The organism is Candidatus Brocadia sapporoensis, from assembly GCF_001753675.2.
Classification (GTDB): Bacteria; Planctomycetota; Brocadiia; order Brocadiales; family Brocadiaceae; genus Brocadia; species Brocadia sapporoensis.
In genome coordinates this window covers 36,540-54,019 of record NZ_MJUW02000026.1, presented here as the reverse complement: position 1 = coordinate 54,019, position 17,480 = coordinate 36,540, and the positions used below count along the sequence as shown (strand labels likewise).

General features: G+C 42.9%; 12 protein-coding genes. 7 read left to right on the top strand and 5 right to left on the bottom strand.

What is annotated here, in order from left to right; all coding sequences use genetic code 11:
• Positions 1–314: 314 nt before the first annotated feature.
• Positions 315–1,532, bottom strand: a complete 1,218-nt coding sequence (locus BIY37_RS02320) for an SGNH/GDSL hydrolase family protein (RefSeq protein WP_070066226.1) — start codon at positions 1,530–1,532, stop codon at positions 315–317.
• A 182-nt stretch (positions 1,533–1,714) separates the two neighbouring features.
• Complete coding sequence (locus tag BIY37_RS02315) at positions 1,715–3,382, bottom strand: FMN-binding glutamate synthase family protein (RefSeq protein ID WP_070066225.1); 1,668 nt, start codon at positions 3,380–3,382, stop codon at positions 1,715–1,717.
• A 421-nt stretch (positions 3,383–3,803) separates the two neighbouring features.
• Between BIY37_RS02315 and BIY37_RS02310 the strand changes: the two genes are divergently transcribed.
• From BIY37_RS02310 to BIY37_RS02295, 4 genes are all read left to right on the top strand, one after another.
• Positions 3,804–4,805 (top strand): AAA family ATPase, encoded by a 1,002-nt coding sequence (locus BIY37_RS02310; RefSeq protein WP_070066224.1) that lies wholly within the window; start codon positions 3,804–3,806, stop codon positions 4,803–4,805.
• 5 nt (positions 4,806–4,810) lie between these two features.
• Complete coding sequence (locus BIY37_RS02305; RefSeq protein ID WP_070066223.1) at positions 4,811–5,665, top strand: DUF58 domain-containing protein; 855 nt, start codon at positions 4,811–4,813, stop codon at positions 5,663–5,665.
• Positions 5,662–7,059: a COG1361 family protein gene (locus BIY37_RS02300; RefSeq protein WP_070066222.1), complete on the top strand. Its 1,398-nt coding sequence runs from the start codon at positions 5,662–5,664 to the stop codon at positions 7,057–7,059. The genes BIY37_RS02305 and BIY37_RS02300 overlap by 4 nt, the downstream gene beginning before the upstream one ends.
• A 156-nt stretch (positions 7,060–7,215) precedes the next feature.
• On the top strand, positions 7,216–8,235 hold the full coding sequence (locus BIY37_RS02295) for a vWA domain-containing protein (RefSeq protein WP_070066221.1): 1,020 nt from the start codon (positions 7,216–7,218) through the stop codon (positions 8,233–8,235).
• Between the two features lie 229 nt (positions 8,236–8,464).
• On the opposite strand, the gene BIY37_RS02290 is transcribed toward BIY37_RS02295, so the two are convergent.
• Positions 8,465–9,886 (bottom strand): acetate--CoA ligase family protein, encoded by a 1,422-nt coding sequence (locus BIY37_RS02290; RefSeq protein WP_070066234.1) that lies wholly within the window; start codon positions 9,884–9,886, stop codon positions 8,465–8,467.
• An 875-nt stretch (positions 9,887–10,761) separates the two neighbouring features.
• On the opposite strand from BIY37_RS02290, the gene BIY37_RS02280 reads away from it, so the two are divergent.
• The gene (locus BIY37_RS02280) at positions 10,762–11,235 is read left to right on the top strand and encodes a DUF2127 domain-containing protein (RefSeq protein ID WP_070066219.1); all 474 of its coding nucleotides are present in this window, start codon (positions 10,762–10,764) and stop codon (positions 11,233–11,235) included.
• A gap of 325 nt (positions 11,236–11,560) precedes the next feature.
• Positions 11,561–12,103 (top strand): HdeD family acid-resistance protein, encoded by a 543-nt coding sequence (locus BIY37_RS02275; RefSeq protein ID WP_070066218.1) that lies wholly within the window; start codon positions 11,561–11,563, stop codon positions 12,101–12,103.
• Between the two features lie 225 nt (positions 12,104–12,328).
• Here the strand turns inward: BIY37_RS02275 and BIY37_RS02270 are convergent, their stop codons facing one another.
• On the bottom strand, positions 12,329–14,737 hold the full coding sequence (locus BIY37_RS02270) for a cation:proton antiporter (RefSeq protein ID WP_070066217.1): 2,409 nt from the start codon (positions 14,735–14,737) through the stop codon (positions 12,329–12,331).
• Between the two features lie 827 nt (positions 14,738–15,564).
• Here BIY37_RS02270 and pgeF point away from each other — a divergent pair.
• Entirely contained in the window at positions 15,565–16,383 is an 819-nt protein-coding gene (gene pgeF / locus BIY37_RS02255) for a peptidoglycan editing factor PgeF (protein WP_070066214.1), read from the top strand.
• Positions 16,384–16,446: 63 nt separating this feature from the next.
• Here the strand turns inward: pgeF and mtnP are convergent, their stop codons facing one another.
• Positions 16,447–17,310: an S-methyl-5'-thioadenosine phosphorylase gene (mtnP, locus tag BIY37_RS02250; RefSeq protein ID WP_070066213.1), complete on the bottom strand. Its 864-nt coding sequence runs from the start codon at positions 17,308–17,310 to the stop codon at positions 16,447–16,449.
• Positions 17,311–17,480 lie beyond the last annotated feature (170 nt).

The following is a 17,480-nucleotide window of genomic DNA, read 5'->3' as shown; positions in this document are numbered from 1 at the left end:
TGGGCGATTCATGCCTAAAAATAACCTTTTTTCAGCTCGAATTGCGAAAGTCGGGTTAGCGCAGAACAGTTGAGATACAACCTTCAGGATATTTCGCAAGTAGCCGCCCGAGGTATTGAGGAGTTTTATCCAGACGGTGCTGGTAGAATTTTAGAGAATGCAGGATGAGGATTTCCCGGAAGCCATTTTCGTGTAATGAATGCGGGAATGACAAGGAGTTTATCCGGAATATGAGGTGTGAAAAAATCTACGATTTTTGTTAGATGTAGTTTTTCGTTTGACAAAGCCTTCTCATGGGAGGAGGCCCTGTAATGCTATTCTTTATTGGCGATCAATAGTCCAAGAATATCACTTGCCATTATCTTTGCGATGATTTCATTACCCGATTCGCCAAGATGACACCAGTCTATGTACATAGGTTGCCGTACATCTGCAAATACAAGGCTGATATCGTGAAATGAGCCCCTATATTTTTCAGCGAGTTCGCTCTTATGTACGGCTTCATATGTCTGGCCGACAAACTGCCCGATGGCTTGCATCTCCGCTCGTTTTCCAAGCTCGTAGGCTGCTGTCAATTGTGTTTTCTGAAATATTGTGGGTTGCCAGTAAAAGAGGCATTTAAAATGACATCGTTCGCTTAGAGCATTTACAATGTCTATATTGCTTCTATATATGGCGAGTAAATCTTGAACGAGAGTTTCGTTTTCTGGAGTTGGAATGTCGAAGGATAAAGATTCGGCAGTTACTGCTTTTGGGTACCGAAAACCTAACCTTTCGAGAAGTATCTTTGCAAAGCGAACTGTAGAGAGTTTCTTCGCTATGTTCTGGAGATCCATTTTTTCCCGCCGTGTAAACATGCCCGGCTGTGAGAGGTCGAACTCCTCCTCACGATGATGTTCATTTTGTGGAAGCCCGGCCACGTGTTGCTGATAAGCGGAGTACATATCGTTGACACCATCATAGAAGATTACAAGGTCAGGGAGTTTGCCTTTTTGCAATTGTAGCAGGAGCGTAATGACCTCCTGTGTGCTCACATATCCGGTTTCACCGAAATTCGTAACCTCGGCAGCAATGCCCTTTTGACGAAGTTCTTTTGCAACGACGGAAGGAATGGTGAAAGCGTCTCTCGCCCCCTCGCCCCACATGGTAGAACCACCAAACATGAAGATCTTTACTGGAGTTGGCGACCCTTGTGGCATTGTCTCCGTATAGACAGTAGCTCTAATGCCGTTGTCATCGATGTTTATATAGTTCCCGTGGTACGGTGGCCGTCGCCAATAAACATATGACCTCCACCGGACAACTCCCGAGCGGTGGAACTCCTGCCAGTAATTAGCCACCCAAGTTGCATCCGAATAGGTATCCGCTGTGATGCGGCAATCAGCGGCCGACGCGGCAGGCGCTCTCAACCGATCTCTGATAAAAAAAACCAGGGAAAGACTACCTTCTAACAAACAAAATAAAAGTATTGTGCTGCCGATTATCAACCAGGCATCTTTAATCAGTTTGCCTATCTTATCGATCTTTATCATGCTTCCTTTTGCAAATACACATTTTTAAGCCATACGTACAATTCTATATAACATATGACAAAGTAATGCGTTGTGACTCATTTCTCACATTTGAAGACATTGATTATTACAAGTCTTCAACCGGCCTCCGCGCTTATAACAGGAAAAAACATCTTTTTACAAAATCTTTTACTTCGAAGGGCTTATTTCTTTGTCTTCTGTTTTGCTTTTGCACTGGGTTTTGAAGATGTCTTTGCTTTTGTCTTTACATCTGTTTTGCCCGTGGATCTTTCTTTTCCCATGAGGATCTGCTCTGCTATTTCGCTGTCGGCATCCATGATGTATTTTAAACCGGTTACTTCTGCCGCTTCGCGGGTCAGGGTGACGACATCGTCACGAGTTAAATGTTTTAATCCAAATTTTCTTGAACCGCACATTAACTGCTGTAACCCTTGTGATAATCGCTGATAATACGAATAAACTCCCAATGCCCCTGGCGGTACTTCCCGGCCGTTAGAACAGAACAATCTTTTGGCTTTGGATGCTAAAACAAAAATTTCATCCATTGTCCTGCCATAGGGTTCTATTGTTTTATCAATGGAATTCTTATTGACCTGATCGGCGACCAATTTACCAACATGTGCCGCACACAACGGGGCACGAGCCATTCCAACTGCTTTGACGTAGGGAGCGCCAAGCGCCATGGCCTTAAAGATATCATCCTCAAACGCAAACCCTCCGGCAAGGATAACATCCGGAACATGCTGACCCTTTGACGCTAATGTATGGATATAATTATACGTGAGGGAAGCCAGGTATAGCGTAGGTACACCCCATTCGTTCATCATGTGCCATGGACTCATCCCGGTTCCACCGCCAGCTCCATCGACAGTCAAAACATCAACTCCGGCGATTGAACAGTAACGTACCGCCCTGGCAAGGTCAGCCGGTCGATAAGCACCTGTCTTCAGGAAGACATATTTTGCACCGGCCTTTCTTAAATTTTCAACACGCTTTACAAACCCTTCCTCGTTGACCATTCCTACCCTGGAGTGTCTTTCAAATTCTTTAAACGCCTTGCCGAAGACGGAGGCCACATTGTTATCATACGGGTCAGGAAGCACGATATAACCACGGTCGCGTAACAATCTTGCTTTTTCAAGGGTATTGATCTTAACCTCCCCCCCAATATCCTTGGCACCCTGCCCCCATTTCATTTCCACGGCTTGCACACCTAATTTGTTTATGCCGTATTCAAGGACACCCAATCTGCTATCTTCAACATTTTCCTGCATTACAATAACACCGTATCCGTCTTTTTGCCATTCCTGAAAGGTTTTTACGCGGGATTCGATATCAGGGCAGTGGGTTATTTTTCTGTTCTCTAGCTTGGTATTGACGTCCATGCCACCTACATTTTCACCAATCGTTAGTCCTGTCCCGGAAATTGCAGAGCCAATAGCCAGTCCATCCCAATGTGTTTTGGCAATATTCGTCGAACCCAAACCCGGAATTACGATTGGCAGTCTTAACTTAATCCCCTTATCCTTTCCCAATCTTGCTTCCGTGTTTACATTTTCAAAAATTGCCTTGTCGCTGTCGGCTTCAATTCCCACAGCCCCAACCGTTGTTCCCATGATATTTAAATGTGAAAAATCCAGCGGATATTCTTTATCTGCTCCTGCAGTAATTGTTCCAAAGGGTTGCGGATACAAATTTTCAGTTGCTCTAAAGGCAGATTTTCCAATCTCGCATAAACCCGGACACTCATCTACACAAACCGAACACATACCGCTGGCTGGAGTTCGGTCATTCGGTGTTCTATTTTTTGTACGTGTTGCTGCTGACGCGTTTGGCTTTGAAAAAGACATTTTCAAACCTCTTTCTTAAATGAATGAAATTTATCAAACTTACTGATACAGAAACATAGTCTCCTATACCCGCAATGTAAACTTTGGATATATACAACTTTTCAAATTTACTGTCAATACAATTCTCTTTGAGAAATGAGAACGTTATGTATGGTGAAGCATATTAAGTGCCAATATATGAAACAGGTTCTTCTTTTGTAGAAAATTTCCTTTCGTAATGTTGTATCCTGCTTAAATTGCATTGAGTTGTGGTAATAAAGAATTATAATTTATTTGTAAACAAAAAAACGAAAATATATAATGTTGTGATAAAGAGTGAGGATGTAAAGTAGCATGTTGGCTGAAAAAAACCTCTGAAACAAAAACTCGGAGTGAATATTCGCTGCGGTTCGCCGCATCATAACAAGGGGGGTAATGAAATGTGAAGACTAAGTTAAAAGCTGTGATACATAATCAAAATAAGGATTTCGTGAAAGAGAAGGTCGAAACAATTAAAAGGGAAGTGAGAAAGGTTATTGTCGGCCAGGAAGAGCTGATAGAGGGTATCATTATTGCTCTGCTTTCAGACGGTCATATCCTCCTGGAAGGGTATCCCGGACTTGGAAAGACTGTTACGGTAAAAACCATTGCCCGGATATTGGATGCAAAATTCCAAAGAGTGCAGTTTACCCCCGATCTTATTCCCGGTGATATCACCGGATTTGAAATGTGGGATATGGAAACAAGAAAAAGCAAAGTACAAAAAGGTCCTGTTTTTACCAATCTCTTACTTGCCGATGAAATTAATCGTGCGCCAGCAAAGGTGCAGAGCGCCTTACTTGAGGCTATGCAGGAAAAGCAGGTTACTATTGGCAGAGAGACCTATCCTCTGGAAAAAATATTTCTGGTACTGGCGACACAAAATCCGATTGAGATTTCGGGGACATATCTGTTGCCTGAGGCGGAAATAGACCGGTTTATGTTCAAATTGAAAATTCATTATCCACCCTACGGAAACGAAAGAGAAATCACAGAAAGGCAAATTCGGGATGAAGAAAAAGAGTTAGAGGTTGTTTTATCTCCGAAAGAGATACTCTCCTTTAGGCATACGATCTCCGAATGGCTGCCTTTGCATGAGAACTCGGTTACTATAAAATATATTACTCGTTTAGTCAGAGCAACGAGGCCTGAAGAAGGCAGCGGAACGTTAAAAAATCTTGTAATGTATGGTGCATCACCCAGGGCATCCATTGCCTTAGCACGAGCATCCCGTGTGTATGCCTTCATTCACGGGGAAGATATGGTATTGCCAGAACATATTCATGTAATGGCTTATCCTGTTTTGCGGCATAGAATCATCCTTACCCATGAGGCTGAATCTCAGGGTATTGATTCTGACGAGATTATTAAAAATATTCTGCATGAGGTACCCATTTTGGAATAAACCGGATGAAGAAGAGGATACGGCTTACTTTGCAACGGTTGATAGGGAACCTCTTTGCGGGAACATTTTCCAGTTATATGAATGCGCTCCATGGTTTGGAATTTGACGGGATCCGGCAATATCAAGCGGGAGACGATTGTAAAGCCATTGACTGGAAGTCGACGGTAAAGACAGGAAAACTTCATGTACGCATGAAATTTGTGGATAAACGGGCAACTATCATCTTTGTGGTAGACAAAAGCCGGTCAGAGAACTTCGGGTCTTTTATCCTCACAAAAGAGGAGGTTCAATCAGCCATCCTTTTCACTCTTGTTCGCGCAGCTTCGGAAGCCGGTAATGAAGTGGGCTTCCTTACCTTTGCCGACAGGGTAGAAAACTTTATTCAACCAAAAGTTGGCGAGAAAGAGGCACTGATCAATGCAAAAAATATATCCCAAGAGCGGACTTCGGGCAGTTGCACAGATCTCCACGCAGCATTTACTTTTTTGAATGAAAAGATTCTCCATCCAGCCCTCGTATTTATTTTGTCAGATTTCTTGGCGCCCTACAATTACGAGCAATCGCTGAAGACGCTTTCCCTGCTTCATGAGGTGGTACCCGTGATTGTCTCAGACAGAATGGAAACTGCTTTACCTCACTCAAATGGCTTTTTCATGGCACAAGACATGGAGACAGGCAGCACAAAACTGCTGGACATTTCAACAGCGCAAGCAGAATCTTTGCCTTACATAAATTTATTGAGAAAATTGAATATCGACTATATCTCATTACTTACGGATGAAAATGAGGAAATATGGACAAAAAAGATCTCTGAGCTTTTTGATAAAAGGATCCGGAGAGGGAGAAGGAGGAGAAGATGAAATATATCGGGATCGTTGTATGGGTGGGTATTATCACCGCTGTTTTTCTGGAACAGAGTTTCTTTTTTGCATATGCACAGGAACAACCTCAAATACAAGTCCCATCAGAGGAGAAGGCTGAATTTGCCCTGGCAGATCAACCACTTGAGATATGGACTTTCATTAATGATTACCGGATCATTACCGGAAAGACGTTGTATTTAACGGTTCAGGTTATGTGGAAGTTGGGGGTAACGGTTGATCTGGAAGGGATAGACAGGGTCAACCTTTCGCCATTCGTGATAGAAGATGTAACCCTTGGAGAACGCCAAATCTTCGACAATGAACATGATTATGCCGTCATTACCTATGCCCTGTCTTTGCCCTCAGACATCAGGGCAGGGATTTATTCAATTCCCTCCTTTTCTCTTTCATACCGGAACGAGGTTGATAAGACCGAAGGCATCGCAACCTCTGCACCTATTGCCATTAAAAAGGTGGCTATTCTTATGGAAGGCAAGGTGGATAGAGATGTCATTGCCATTGGCGATCATATTACCTATACCCTTACCATACGGCATGAAAAAAATATAAAACTTTTGTGGGAAAGCATTGAAAAACTGAATTTTTCCCCGTTTGAAGTTTTACACAGGAATATAAAAGAAAGTACGGAAAAGGCTATAGAGAAGGTACTCATAACCTATACGCTTTCCGTGTATGAATTGGGCGGGAAAAAAATGACTTCTGAAATCCCCGCGCTAACGGCTTTGTATTACGGAGAGTCGTCTTCTCAAACCGATAAGTCGAAAGGCGATGGGTCGCTTATCGAAACACATGAAGTGAAGACTGCCCCTATTCCCATTATTATAAATAGCCTGCTCAAGACGGTAGACGTGCCTTTAGAAGGAATCAAAGGTCCGATGTCCTATTCAGGAAAACACGCCTTTTTTCATGGATATTTACCTATGAGTATAGGCATTATTTTGTTTGTCTTTTTGGGGATAACGGGATTGCGTTCCCTCGCGGGAAAACTGTCGCCCGCTTTGCCAAAACCTGTAGTCGAAACTCCGCAGATCGCCATGGAGAAGCTGAAAAGCGTCCTGACAGCATTTCAATTTACCGACGATGATACACTCAACCGGCATATGATTCACAATATCAACAAGTCACTGCGGACGTATGTGGGCATGCTTATTGGCATTTCAAATGAAAGGGCACAGTCTGCCACGACATCGGATTTCCTGAAATACGACACCCAAAGGCAACTTCCGGAACAAATTTCAACGATCATTCAGGCCGTGTTAAAACAGCTCGATGAGCTGATTTTTGGAAGACATCTTGGAAAAGAGTCTGTAGATAAAGTGCTGCAGGGCGTAAAAGAAATTATCGAAAGGACCGGTCTCAAGATTTCTTAAATTCTCTTACGTTTAACTACGCTTTTAACTATTTTAACATACGATGAAACCCACCCCTGATCCCTTGTTCAGAGGGAGGGTGTATATAAGACAGTAATAAAAACTTAGAAATTCCTGGGCGTTAAATATAGCAAACCTGATGGTAGGTGCTGATATATGACCTTTGCAAACCCCTTACTTCTTCTCATCCTCGTTCCTTTTGGTTTTTTATGTCTCTTTTGGCATGAAAAGAAGTTTCTTGGATATTCCAGCCTTTTCTGCGTTAAAGAACCCGCGGGGTTCAGGAAAACGGTAGCCCGTCTCAATAAGCCCGTATTTTTGGGTGCCGTATTTTTTGCAGTTGTTGCCATCGCACACCCTCAGACAAGGTATTATCAGGAGGAAACCACCCTTCAGGGCCGGGAGATCGTCCTTGCTGTAGATACCTCTTTCAGTATGACGGGAACAGCTATTGAAACGATCAAAAAGATCGTCGGGGATTTCATAAAAAAGCGGCCAAATGATCTCATCGGTATTACCATCTTCGGCACAGATGCCGCCCTCATTGTTATGCCCACGATGGAAACCCAACTGCTGGAGAAATCTCTGGAGCGTGTACAGGCTTCTCAGGTAGGTTATCAGACGTCTATTGGAGAAGGTCTTTTTACTTCTCTTGCAGCGCTATTTGAAAAAGAGATGGGAAAGCAATTTACGATAAAAGAATTGAGAAACAGCATTAATAAAGAATACCTTTCCGATTATGCCATATCCTTTATCAAAGAGATGGAAAAGAGGCAGGCACTCAAAAACAAGCTCATTGTTCTTTTTACCGACGGGATATACAATATTGGCATTTCGCCCACACGACCGCTGCGTTTATTGAAAAGAATGGGAATAAAGGCATATGTCGTGGCAGTTAAGGCTTCTGATGTTACAGGTGTTGACCCGGAGGTTGCAGCCCAACATATTGAGGAATTAAAAGAGGCAGTCGAGTCAACGGGGGGGAGGTATTACCATGCAGAAAATTTTGAGGAGGTTGCAAAATTTTATAACGAGATCGACTCTATGGAAAAAGACAAAATTATCATAGAAACTGTGACAAAGAGAAAAGATCTTTATCTGTATCCCACCTTTGCAAGTATTATGCTCCTCTTTGCTGCTATTTTCATAGAACATGTCTGGATGAGAATACCGTAACGCAGCAAAGCCGCAACCAGATCCCCCTATCGTTCGACGGATCCTTCGGCAGACTCAGGATGTTACGCCGTGCATGGTGAGCCTGTCGAACCATCACAACGAAGTCAAGGGTAGCCAGGGGGAGTATAAAAACTTGCAAAAAAAAGATTTTGCACGGTGATACTATAGAACGGCTCGGTAAAGAAAGTCTTTTGTTTTTTTTCACACAAAGACACCGGGCTACTCATGCCTATTGCCAATCGCTCTTAGTGACCTTTGCCTTTGTATAATTGCCTCTGTTAAGACCTTCCTGTAATATCCTCCTTCTCAGGAGAATGGACATGGCTTTTACACTTCGTTCAGGAGAGGGATAGACGGGAAACTCGCGATCTTCAAAGAGCTGTTTGATCCTGAGGGTAAATGCTCCGCCCACCGTGCATATAACGGCTGGCTTTCCTGACCGTTTCATCGTATCAGTGACGAGATCCACCACCTTTGTCGTCATACCTTGTGGCGCCATAAGCGGTATAATAATGGCCGCGTCATATTCATCGCTCTCCAGCATGCACGCGGTTAATGCCATGTGATAATCCCGGTCGCATGCGCTTCCGGTTAAATCAACGGGATTGTTAACGACATAGAATGCTGATAAATTGCTGCGGAGTCTCTCCTTTAACTGCGTAGACGGAATCGGGACTTCGAGTCCACTCTCTGAGCAGTGGTCAGCCACAATGACACCAAAGCCACCGCCGTTGGTGACAATGAGGATACGGTTCCCCTTGGGCGGGTTCTGCATGGACAGGGCCTTAACACCATCGATAAATTCCTCCAGACCGTTCGCCTCAATAATCCCGGATTTCAGGAATGCAGCCCTGTAGATTGCGTAGTTACCTGCAATAGCACCCGTGTGTGATCTGGCGGCGGCGATACCGGCTGCGCCCTTTCCAACCTTGAGAGCAATAATAGGCTTTTTTTCCGAACACGACTTGGCAGCCTCGATAAACTTCCTCCCATGATCAACCGATTCCATATAAATAGCAATTACCCTGGTATGGATATCATTCTGTAAAAATGGCAAGAGGGTAGATTCCCCGACGTCGAGTCTGTTTCCATAGTTTACCATTTTTGCTATGCCCAACCCTTCCTGCGACGCCAGGTCCAGCAAGGCAATAGCGAAGGCTCCGCTTTGTGAGAGAATTGACAGGGATCCTTTTTTTGGGTAGCTTACCCGCTCCCATGACAGAAATGAAGTGGTAAAATTCGCATAATTGTCCAAAACGCCCAAGCAGTTAGGCCCAAGGATTCGTATGCCATTTTCACATGCAACGCGTTTAATGTATTCCTCCATTTCAATGCCTTCCACACCCATTTCCCGAAAACCAGCGCTGATAATGATAGCGTGACGAATTTGTTTCTGTGCCTGTTGCCGCACTACCTCCAGCACGAAAGACGCGGGGATGGCTATAACGGTTAATGCTACTTCATTCGGGATGTCCGGGATCGAGGGAAAACAAGGTAAGCCAAAGATTGTCTTATATTTTGGGTTTACCGGATATATCTTGCCTTGAAAACCCATGTCGAGGAGATTTTTCAGGATAATACCAGGCAAGCTGCCCGGTTTTTCCGTAGCACCTACGATGGCAACTGATGAGGGATTGAAAAAAACTTCCATATACGTTTGTCCTTCCATCTTTGCTAAAACGATGAAAACCACAGATCTTTCAGATGACGCAGATAACCAAAAATCGTAATAATCCAGTGGAGGCAAAGCATTTGAAATAGCCGGTTATATGAGCGCGCATTCCAAATTGGGCAAATGCTTGGTACCTACCCTTTCAAAAAACGTAACAATTTAGTTTTTTTAAAAACTCGCCATAGGAATAATGTTGCCTTGTAGGAGTAGGTTTGAAACCTGTCCCTACTGCATTTAATACCCGGTTTTTATTGGAAATTTTCAAAAAACCAAATTGTTACGTTTTTAAAAAATGGAATTCTAACCACGGAATTTTATACTCGGCAGAGGAAGACGGTAATGGAGAAGTTTTTTTGAACATTATCATAACAAAATCGCCGGGCGCTTTCAACGTTTGATCGTATGATATTCTCATGGCATATTTTGCCATTTTTTCAAAAAGGGATTTGGATTTTAATGGTCTGTCTCAAACTCAAAAAGAAAGAGTTCCCATTGCTTCCTAAAAAAGAGGTTTCTGCGAGGTAATACTTTAACAACAAAACAAACTTGACTATATCAAAGATATAAAGTAATATCACACCGGAATTGATTCGATTGCTCGAAATCCCGGGAACAATGTGCGAATGGGGATTTCTGTGAAGTCTTACCCCGAACCGAAGGGACAGAGAAAAACAATCTCTGCGTTGAGACAGAGCGATTGTGTAAAGCGAAAGCTATCTCCCTGGCCTTCGACCGGATATGTCGTACATTGTCATCGTTGTGAACGGTGACAATTGTTTCATTGGTGGTAGGCGCGGTCACTTAACAGCGGGTGCCGGTTGGTGCAAACGTTGGGCTGCATATAGTGTCGGCACATGGATACAACGCGTACAATCAAGCTTGTTGCCGTGTTTGAGGCGTTGAAAGGTCTTGTGGCCTTGTCCGCCGCATCTGGCGTCCTGATGCTGATTCACAAAGATTTGCATACACTGGCGATACGTCTGGTTGAGCATGCGCATCTCAATCCTGCATCCAAATTTCCCAACATCTTTATCGTAGCGGCCGGTCATTTGCAGAATGGTCGGTTGTTACTGTTAGCAGTAGGGGCTGCCGCTTACTCGGCAATTCGAATAGTTGAAGCGTATGGCTTGTTCTGTGGCAGGATTTGGGCGGAACTGTTTGCCGCAATAAGCGGTGCAGTCTATATCCCGTTTGAAATAGTGGCGTTAATCAGGCATGCTGGTTGGACAAGCTTGGGGGCATTATTGGCTAATGCAGTCGTGGTTTACATCATGGTTAATGCCATGGAGCGAGGACGCAGTGTCAATATCGGCAGACGACCTAACTAATTGCTGTGGGTGATCGGCCCTGACGGTTGCGCCTGATCTCTCTCATTGGATGCGTCCCCCAAAGGAATTCATAACATCCTGAGTATCGGGGATACCTGGCAGCCAGGAACGCCTCGCGACGTGTCTGGAAGGCGCATTGCCCAACTAAATCGTGGGGTGATGAACACGGCTCTGACCGGATGGTTACTTTGCTAGCATTCGGTGTCTTAGTGGATGCAGGAGATAGTTCAAGTTATGTCTTCGGTTACAGAGTGGCATGGACAAACCTTGTTTGTCCATGCCACTCTGTAACCCATTTAAATAAAATTTAATAAGGAGGATTAATATGTCAACCCACATTCGTAACCCGCTTTTGGATCTTTGGTGGCTGCTTCTGCTGCAAGGCATCTCTGCCTTAGTTTTGGGGCTTCTGCTCCTGACTCAACCCGTCAGCACCGTTGAAGTCATCGTCATTTTTACCGGAGCATACTGGCTCGTTAGCGGGATTTTTGCCATCATTCGCATTTTCACTGCGGCGGGGCGGGCGCACTGGGGCTGGTCACTGCTTATTGGCATAATTGGTATTCTCGCTGGCATCTTTGTGCTGAGAAACCCTCTGGTTAGCATTGTGCTTCTGCCCGAAGTGTTGGTAATTGTGATTGCTATTCAAGGAATCCTGATTGGTATTTTCGATGTCGTTCGCGGCTTTCAGGGCGATGGGCTGGGCGCATATGTTCTTGGCGTTATGAACATCCTGATTGGCTTGTGGTTGTGGTTCAATCCGCTTGCTGCTGCCATATCGCTGCCGTTCGTGTTAGGTATCTTTGGCTTGGTCGGCGGTGGCTTCCTCATTTATTATGCCTTCCAGATGCGCAAACAGATACGCTGATTCATACCAGGGAAAGGAGAAAATTTAGGGGGGCGTTATCGATAATGGCCAATTTTGATAAATTTTGGATAGATTCTTTAAGGCTAAACCTATTGCGTATTCGCGTTACATAAAATCGCGAATTAATTTGTTCAGTTTTTCCTGATTACCAAACGACTTCGTCATCCAAAGCATCCGGACTTTTTTCTTGTGCCGCCCAAAGAATTTTTTAAAGGCGAATTATCTTCAAACCTTGCTTTTGAATCGTATAAAAGTCTCTTTGGTTTTTTCATCAACAGTGACGTGAAAATTTTTACTAAGGCGCCTTTTTTGTCTCACCAGTGATGCCCTTAAAAAAGAAGGACATATTGTAGAAGTAAGCACGATCACTACAACAATTGAGGAAAATACAGCATCATTCAGTATTCCCATATCTCTGGCAATTCCAGACACAATTAATGTCCCATCCATCTTCATTACCATTGCTAAACCTACGGCCAGACGATTAATATTGTTCTCAATCGGGCAAACACTGCAAAACATCTTTCCAATAACGGCAGCGCCTGTTATTGCAAAAATAAGCGGAATTGCTTCTCTGTTCAAAAAACTGGTCAGATCTACCTGTGCACCTACCCGAACAAAAAGAATTGGCACAAGGAGCATATAAAATGGCCTTATAAACGATTCAATGGTACGATGCTCCTCATCATCGGAACTCCTCAACTTCACATTGCGCAGGAATAAACCCGCAACAAACGCACCCATTATTGTGTGAAGTCCTACAGATCCAAACATAAAGGCTAATAAAAGGGATAAAACCACCACAATAGGTATGTTCGCACCCTCAGTCATCCTTTTTGTGAGGAAGTTTCCAAATTTCTCACCATATTTTAATATCAGTATCCCGCTGAGTATCAGTAAAGCGATTGCTGTACCAAAACTGGCTGTCATGCCTACCAGAGAAACCCCGCCACTAACCGCAAATCCACTGACAACACCGAAAGTTAAAAACACAATAATATCGGTAAGAACCGTTGCTCCGGTTATTACCCTGCCTTCCAGTGAATTTATAGCCTTTAATTCCTTCAAAACTGCAAGTTTTAAACCAGTGGCTGTATTACAAAGAATGATTGCCAAAATAAGTTTTGTACCAACGGAAGTATCCGGAAGAAAAAAATGTCCAACCATAAGTCCCAGGCCCGCAGGGGCTATTATACCGCCTAAACATACCAGGAGAGAAGAAGTCCCCACCTGCAACAATGCCCTGAGATCAACATGGAGTCCGACTGTGAAAAGAAGTATCAACGTTCCGAAATATGAAATCATCTTTAGGAAGGGCATTGTCTTTAAAAAGTGAAAAAAATCCCATCCTGTAAAGGTGAAAATGTTACCCAAAATTATTCCAATCATCAAATTTCCCACCACTTCAGAAAATTTCACCATACGTGCCAGATAACCGCCAATTTTTGCAGCAATAAGGGTAATAGCAACTGCAAGGATCACATTATGTGTTGGGTCTTTATGCCATATGTCCCACGGAGATTTTATATCTTTCGCCTCGTCTGGCAGGGATTTCCCGCCGGCAATAATTTCATTATGAAATTCCGGTGTGGTGGTAACAATGGGTGCGTTTTCTTTTTTTCCCGCTTCTTGAACGATCTCTGAACGGGTAGGCATTTGCTGGAGTTCTTTGGTAGTCAGAGAATCCTCTTGTTGGCCATTTTCTTCTCTTGCCTCTGAGGAAGGAAGTTCTTTTCCTGTAAGAGACGGGAGCGGTTCGTTACCTTCTTTGTATGTCCGGATTGCGCCTTCCGCAATATCAGGAAGTTGCCGTTCAGCAGCAGATGTGGTTTCAGAACCCGGTATCGTTGATAATAAATGGGCATCCACTTTTTGATTTTCATCAGAGACTTTGTTCTCCGGGACCACGAAATGGTAATCTTCGTCCGCAACAAATCCTTTCTGAATATCTTTTTCCTTCGTTATCGTGGGAACTGGGAGAGTTTTTTCATCGGTAGCAGTTGAGGGAACGTCCTTCTCCGCGACGATAGGCTGGTGCCCGTTATCAGGTAATTTATCCGATAGATATTCTTCCTTTCCGGCAAGAGGCCGGGGAAGTCCGTTAGTTTTTTGGTGTACTCGGATTACATCTTCTTTATCGTCAGGAAGTTGTCGTTCGGCAGTAGGCGTGGTTTCAGAACCCGGTATCGTTGATAATAAATGGGCATCCACTTTTTGATTTTCATCAGAGACTTTGTTCTCCGGGACCACGAAATGGTAATCTTCGTCCGCAACAAGTCCTTTCTGAATGCCTTTTTCCTTTGTTATCATGGGAACAGAGAGAATTTTTTCATCTGTAACGGCTAAGGGCGTTTCCTTCTCCGTGACAACTGGCAGATGCTCATTATCCGGTAATTTCTCCGTCAGGCATTCTCGCTTTGTAGTCTCTAGATATTTCGTTAAATAGTTCTTTAGAGAAAATATTTCCTTAACAGCAGAATGCCAGGATTCCTCTTTAATAATGCCAGGAAATAGTTTGGAATCTTTAGAAAATGAAATATCCTCTGCCTCTGATGAAGGAGATCCAATTGCAATAAAGTAACAAAAGGAAATAAAGATGATGGCGTAAGCCAGATTAAAATTGATAGTGCGCATCGTATCGTAATATATAATGAATTTTGAGATGTTGGCAAATAGTAGAAGCTACAGTTTAATATAATCTCGTTTACTTATTTGTCAAGGAAACGTAAATGTTTTTTACTTACAAAAGTAACCATCCGATAGTTATACATTTCAACGGATTCGTTTTATTTCGTTATCACTGCTGTCAGGAGGCCGTTCCTGGTATTATATACCTGTTTAACAGACAAATTGTTCAAGTGAACGAATTCAAAAGGATACAGGAAATTCCATGGATATATCTTCTCATTCAATGAATCATAGCAGTTGTGTTGTGGAGAGTTAATTTTCACCATGAGTGAGAGTGTTGTTTAGAACAAAACGGCCATAAAGTTAACGAGTGATTTACGTATGCCTTTCATTTCGTTTAAAGTCGTCTCTGTTCGTTGCATATGTCGCTTGGCCTCGTATTGTGGCATTTGTAAAAAACTGAAATAAAAAAATAAAAATGTTGCAATGTTTTCCATGATGGATTATGTTGCAATGGGTAGTAAAAGTACGATGTTAACGGAAATTGTAAAAGACAGAAGCACAATGCGGTTGAGTCGAAAAGCAACGCCGTACAGGAAGTTGGAACGGCCAAAAATCCCTGCATATTCCCCGGTAACTGGTATAAAGGGCATTTGCATTTACGGGCAAGTGGAAAACTGACGGCGGAGCCGCGGCAAACGTTTTTTAAGGCAAGGGGCATAATATCAACTACTATTCTTTTGATTTAATTTTTTCAAAATTTTTTGTTTATCACCTAAATCCTGCAAATAAGGCGAAGCCTTATTTGCAGGATTTAGGTGATATTTAATACAATGATTAAGCAGGAAATAGATGCGTTGCCATTATGGTTTTTTCAAAATCTGTTGGAATATAAAGGAATACAACATTTTGTTTCATCAAGAGTCGGTGGTTACAGTGACCAGCCCTATAATTCCCTTAATTTAGGATTTCACGTTGGCGATAATCCGGAAACAGTGCTTAAGAATCGACAACGTCTTGCCTTGTCCGTTGGGATTCCAATGGAAAATTTTACTTTTGCCGGGCAGGTACATGGGGCTAAGGTAGAAACTATTACAGGCGATTTACGAGGTAGTGGAGTGTTTCATGAAAGCACAGCCATAAAGGCAACTGATGCTATGGTGACAAATATTTCTGATATTTGTCTTATGGTTCTTCAGGCTGATTGTGTTCCTTTTTTATTTTTTGATGCTAAGAAAAAGGTAATAGGTGTGGCCCATGCAGGATGGCGAGGGACTGTTCGCATGGTGGTACAAAATATGATCAGGGTATTTAAGGAAAAATTCTATTGCTCACCAAGCGATATTTTTGTAGGGGTGGGACCATCAATTGGGCCATGTTGTTATGAGATAGGCACAGAAACTATTGCTGAGATCAGGAAAGCCTTGCGGACAGAAGGTGATTATATCCAAGGTGATAATTTTTTGAGTAGCGGATATTTCAATCTATGGGAAGCAAATAAGGTTCAAATAATACAAATGGGTGTTCCGGAAGAAAATATTGAAGTTGCTCATATGTGTACTAAATGCAATTATACGCAATTCTATTCCTATCGCCACCAAAATACAAAAACAGGAAGATTTGGGGCAGGAATCATGCTTAAAAAGGTATAACACAATTCTCTGTTATTATCTTATAAAACGTATGGGCAAGCTTTTATCCCGTAGCAATAGAATTTATCTCAGATATTTCCCAAAAATAATATCCAGTTTCTTTTTGGTACTCTCTGGAATTAAGTCTTTGTGGGTTACAATGGCATCCTGAACTGCCGTTGTACATGTGCAGGTCCTTTTTTGCTCAATTTTTGGAATAACCGCCTTGAGAATTCGTTTTGCTGTTTCAGTGTTTTTGTTCAAATTCCCAATAATCATTTCCAGGGTTACGGCCTCTTCGCTTACATGCCAGCAGTCATAATCCGTGACCATGGCAAGGGTGCTGTAACAGATTTCTGCCTCCCGGGCTAACTTTGCTTCCTGAAGGTTCGTCATGCCAATAACACTTACGCCCCACTGACGATATACCTGAGATTCCGCACGTGTGGAAAACAAGGGGCCTTCCATGCATAAATATGTACCACCTTTATGAACATGCACGCCTATCGATTTCGCTGCATTCCACAAGCTGTTAGCTAGTGTGCTACATACGGGATCGGCAAAACTTACATGACCTACAATCCCTTCTCCAAAAAATGTGCTAATCCTTCCCCGTGTCCTGTCAAAAAATTGATCTGGAATCACCATGTCTAAAGGCTTGATCTCCTCCTTCATACTTCCTACAGCACTGACGGCAATGATGTGTTCTGCCCCCAACTTCTTCATCCCATAAATATTGGCCCTGAAGTTGAGTTCTGATGGTAAAATTGTGTGTCCTTTACCGTGTCTTGGCAGAAAAGCGACTTTACGGCCTTCAAGGATACCTACAGTAAAATTGTCAGATGGTTTTCCAAAAGGGGTATCTACCGATATCGATTTTACCTCCTTGATTCCTTCTATATTATAAAGACCGCTACCACCGATAATGCCGATTGTCTGCTCTTTCATTTTACAACCTCTCCTCTTTGTAAAACATTTTTGCCACAGAGGTACAAAAGATTCTAACCTTTAGTGCCTGCGATTTTAAAGGACTATACAGATAGTCAAAAATATGAACTGGTGAATTATGCTAAAATCCCCCTGTTTATGTCAATAAATAAAAATTGATGTGTTTTAAG

Bases quoted from the DNA above. Each gene is read 5' to 3' on its own strand.
- BIY37_RS02320 (WP_070066226.1), bottom strand. From the start codon at position 1,532: ATGATAAAGATCGATAAGATAGGCAAACTGATTAAAGATGCCTGGTTG.
- BIY37_RS02315 (WP_070066225.1), bottom strand. From the start codon at position 3,382: ATGTCTTTTTCAAAGCCAAACGCGTCAGCAGCAACACGTACAAAAAAT.
- BIY37_RS02305 (WP_070066223.1), top strand. From the start codon at position 4,811: ATGAAGAAGAGGATACGGCTTACTTTGCAACGGTTGATAGGGAACCTC.
- BIY37_RS02300 (WP_070066222.1), top strand. From the start codon at position 5,662: ATGAAATATATCGGGATCGTTGTATGGGTGGGTATTATCACCGCTGTT.
- BIY37_RS02295 (WP_070066221.1), top strand. From the start codon at position 7,216: ATGACCTTTGCAAACCCCTTACTTCTTCTCATCCTCGTTCCTTTTGGT.
- BIY37_RS02290 (WP_070066234.1), bottom strand. From the start codon at position 9,886: ATGGAAGTTTTTTTCAATCCCTCATCAGTTGCCATCGTAGGTGCTACG.
- BIY37_RS02280 (WP_070066219.1), top strand. From the start codon at position 10,762: ATGGATACAACGCGTACAATCAAGCTTGTTGCCGTGTTTGAGGCGTTG.
- BIY37_RS02275 (WP_070066218.1), top strand. From the start codon at position 11,561: ATGTCAACCCACATTCGTAACCCGCTTTTGGATCTTTGGTGGCTGCTT.
- BIY37_RS02270 (WP_070066217.1), bottom strand. From the start codon at position 14,737: ATGCGCACTATCAATTTTAATCTGGCTTACGCCATCATCTTTATTTCC.
- pgeF (WP_070066214.1), top strand. From the start codon at position 15,565: ATGATTAAGCAGGAAATAGATGCGTTGCCATTATGGTTTTTTCAAAAT.
- mtnP (WP_070066213.1), bottom strand. From the start codon at position 17,310: ATGAAAGAGCAGACAATCGGCATTATCGGTGGTAGCGGTCTTTATAAT.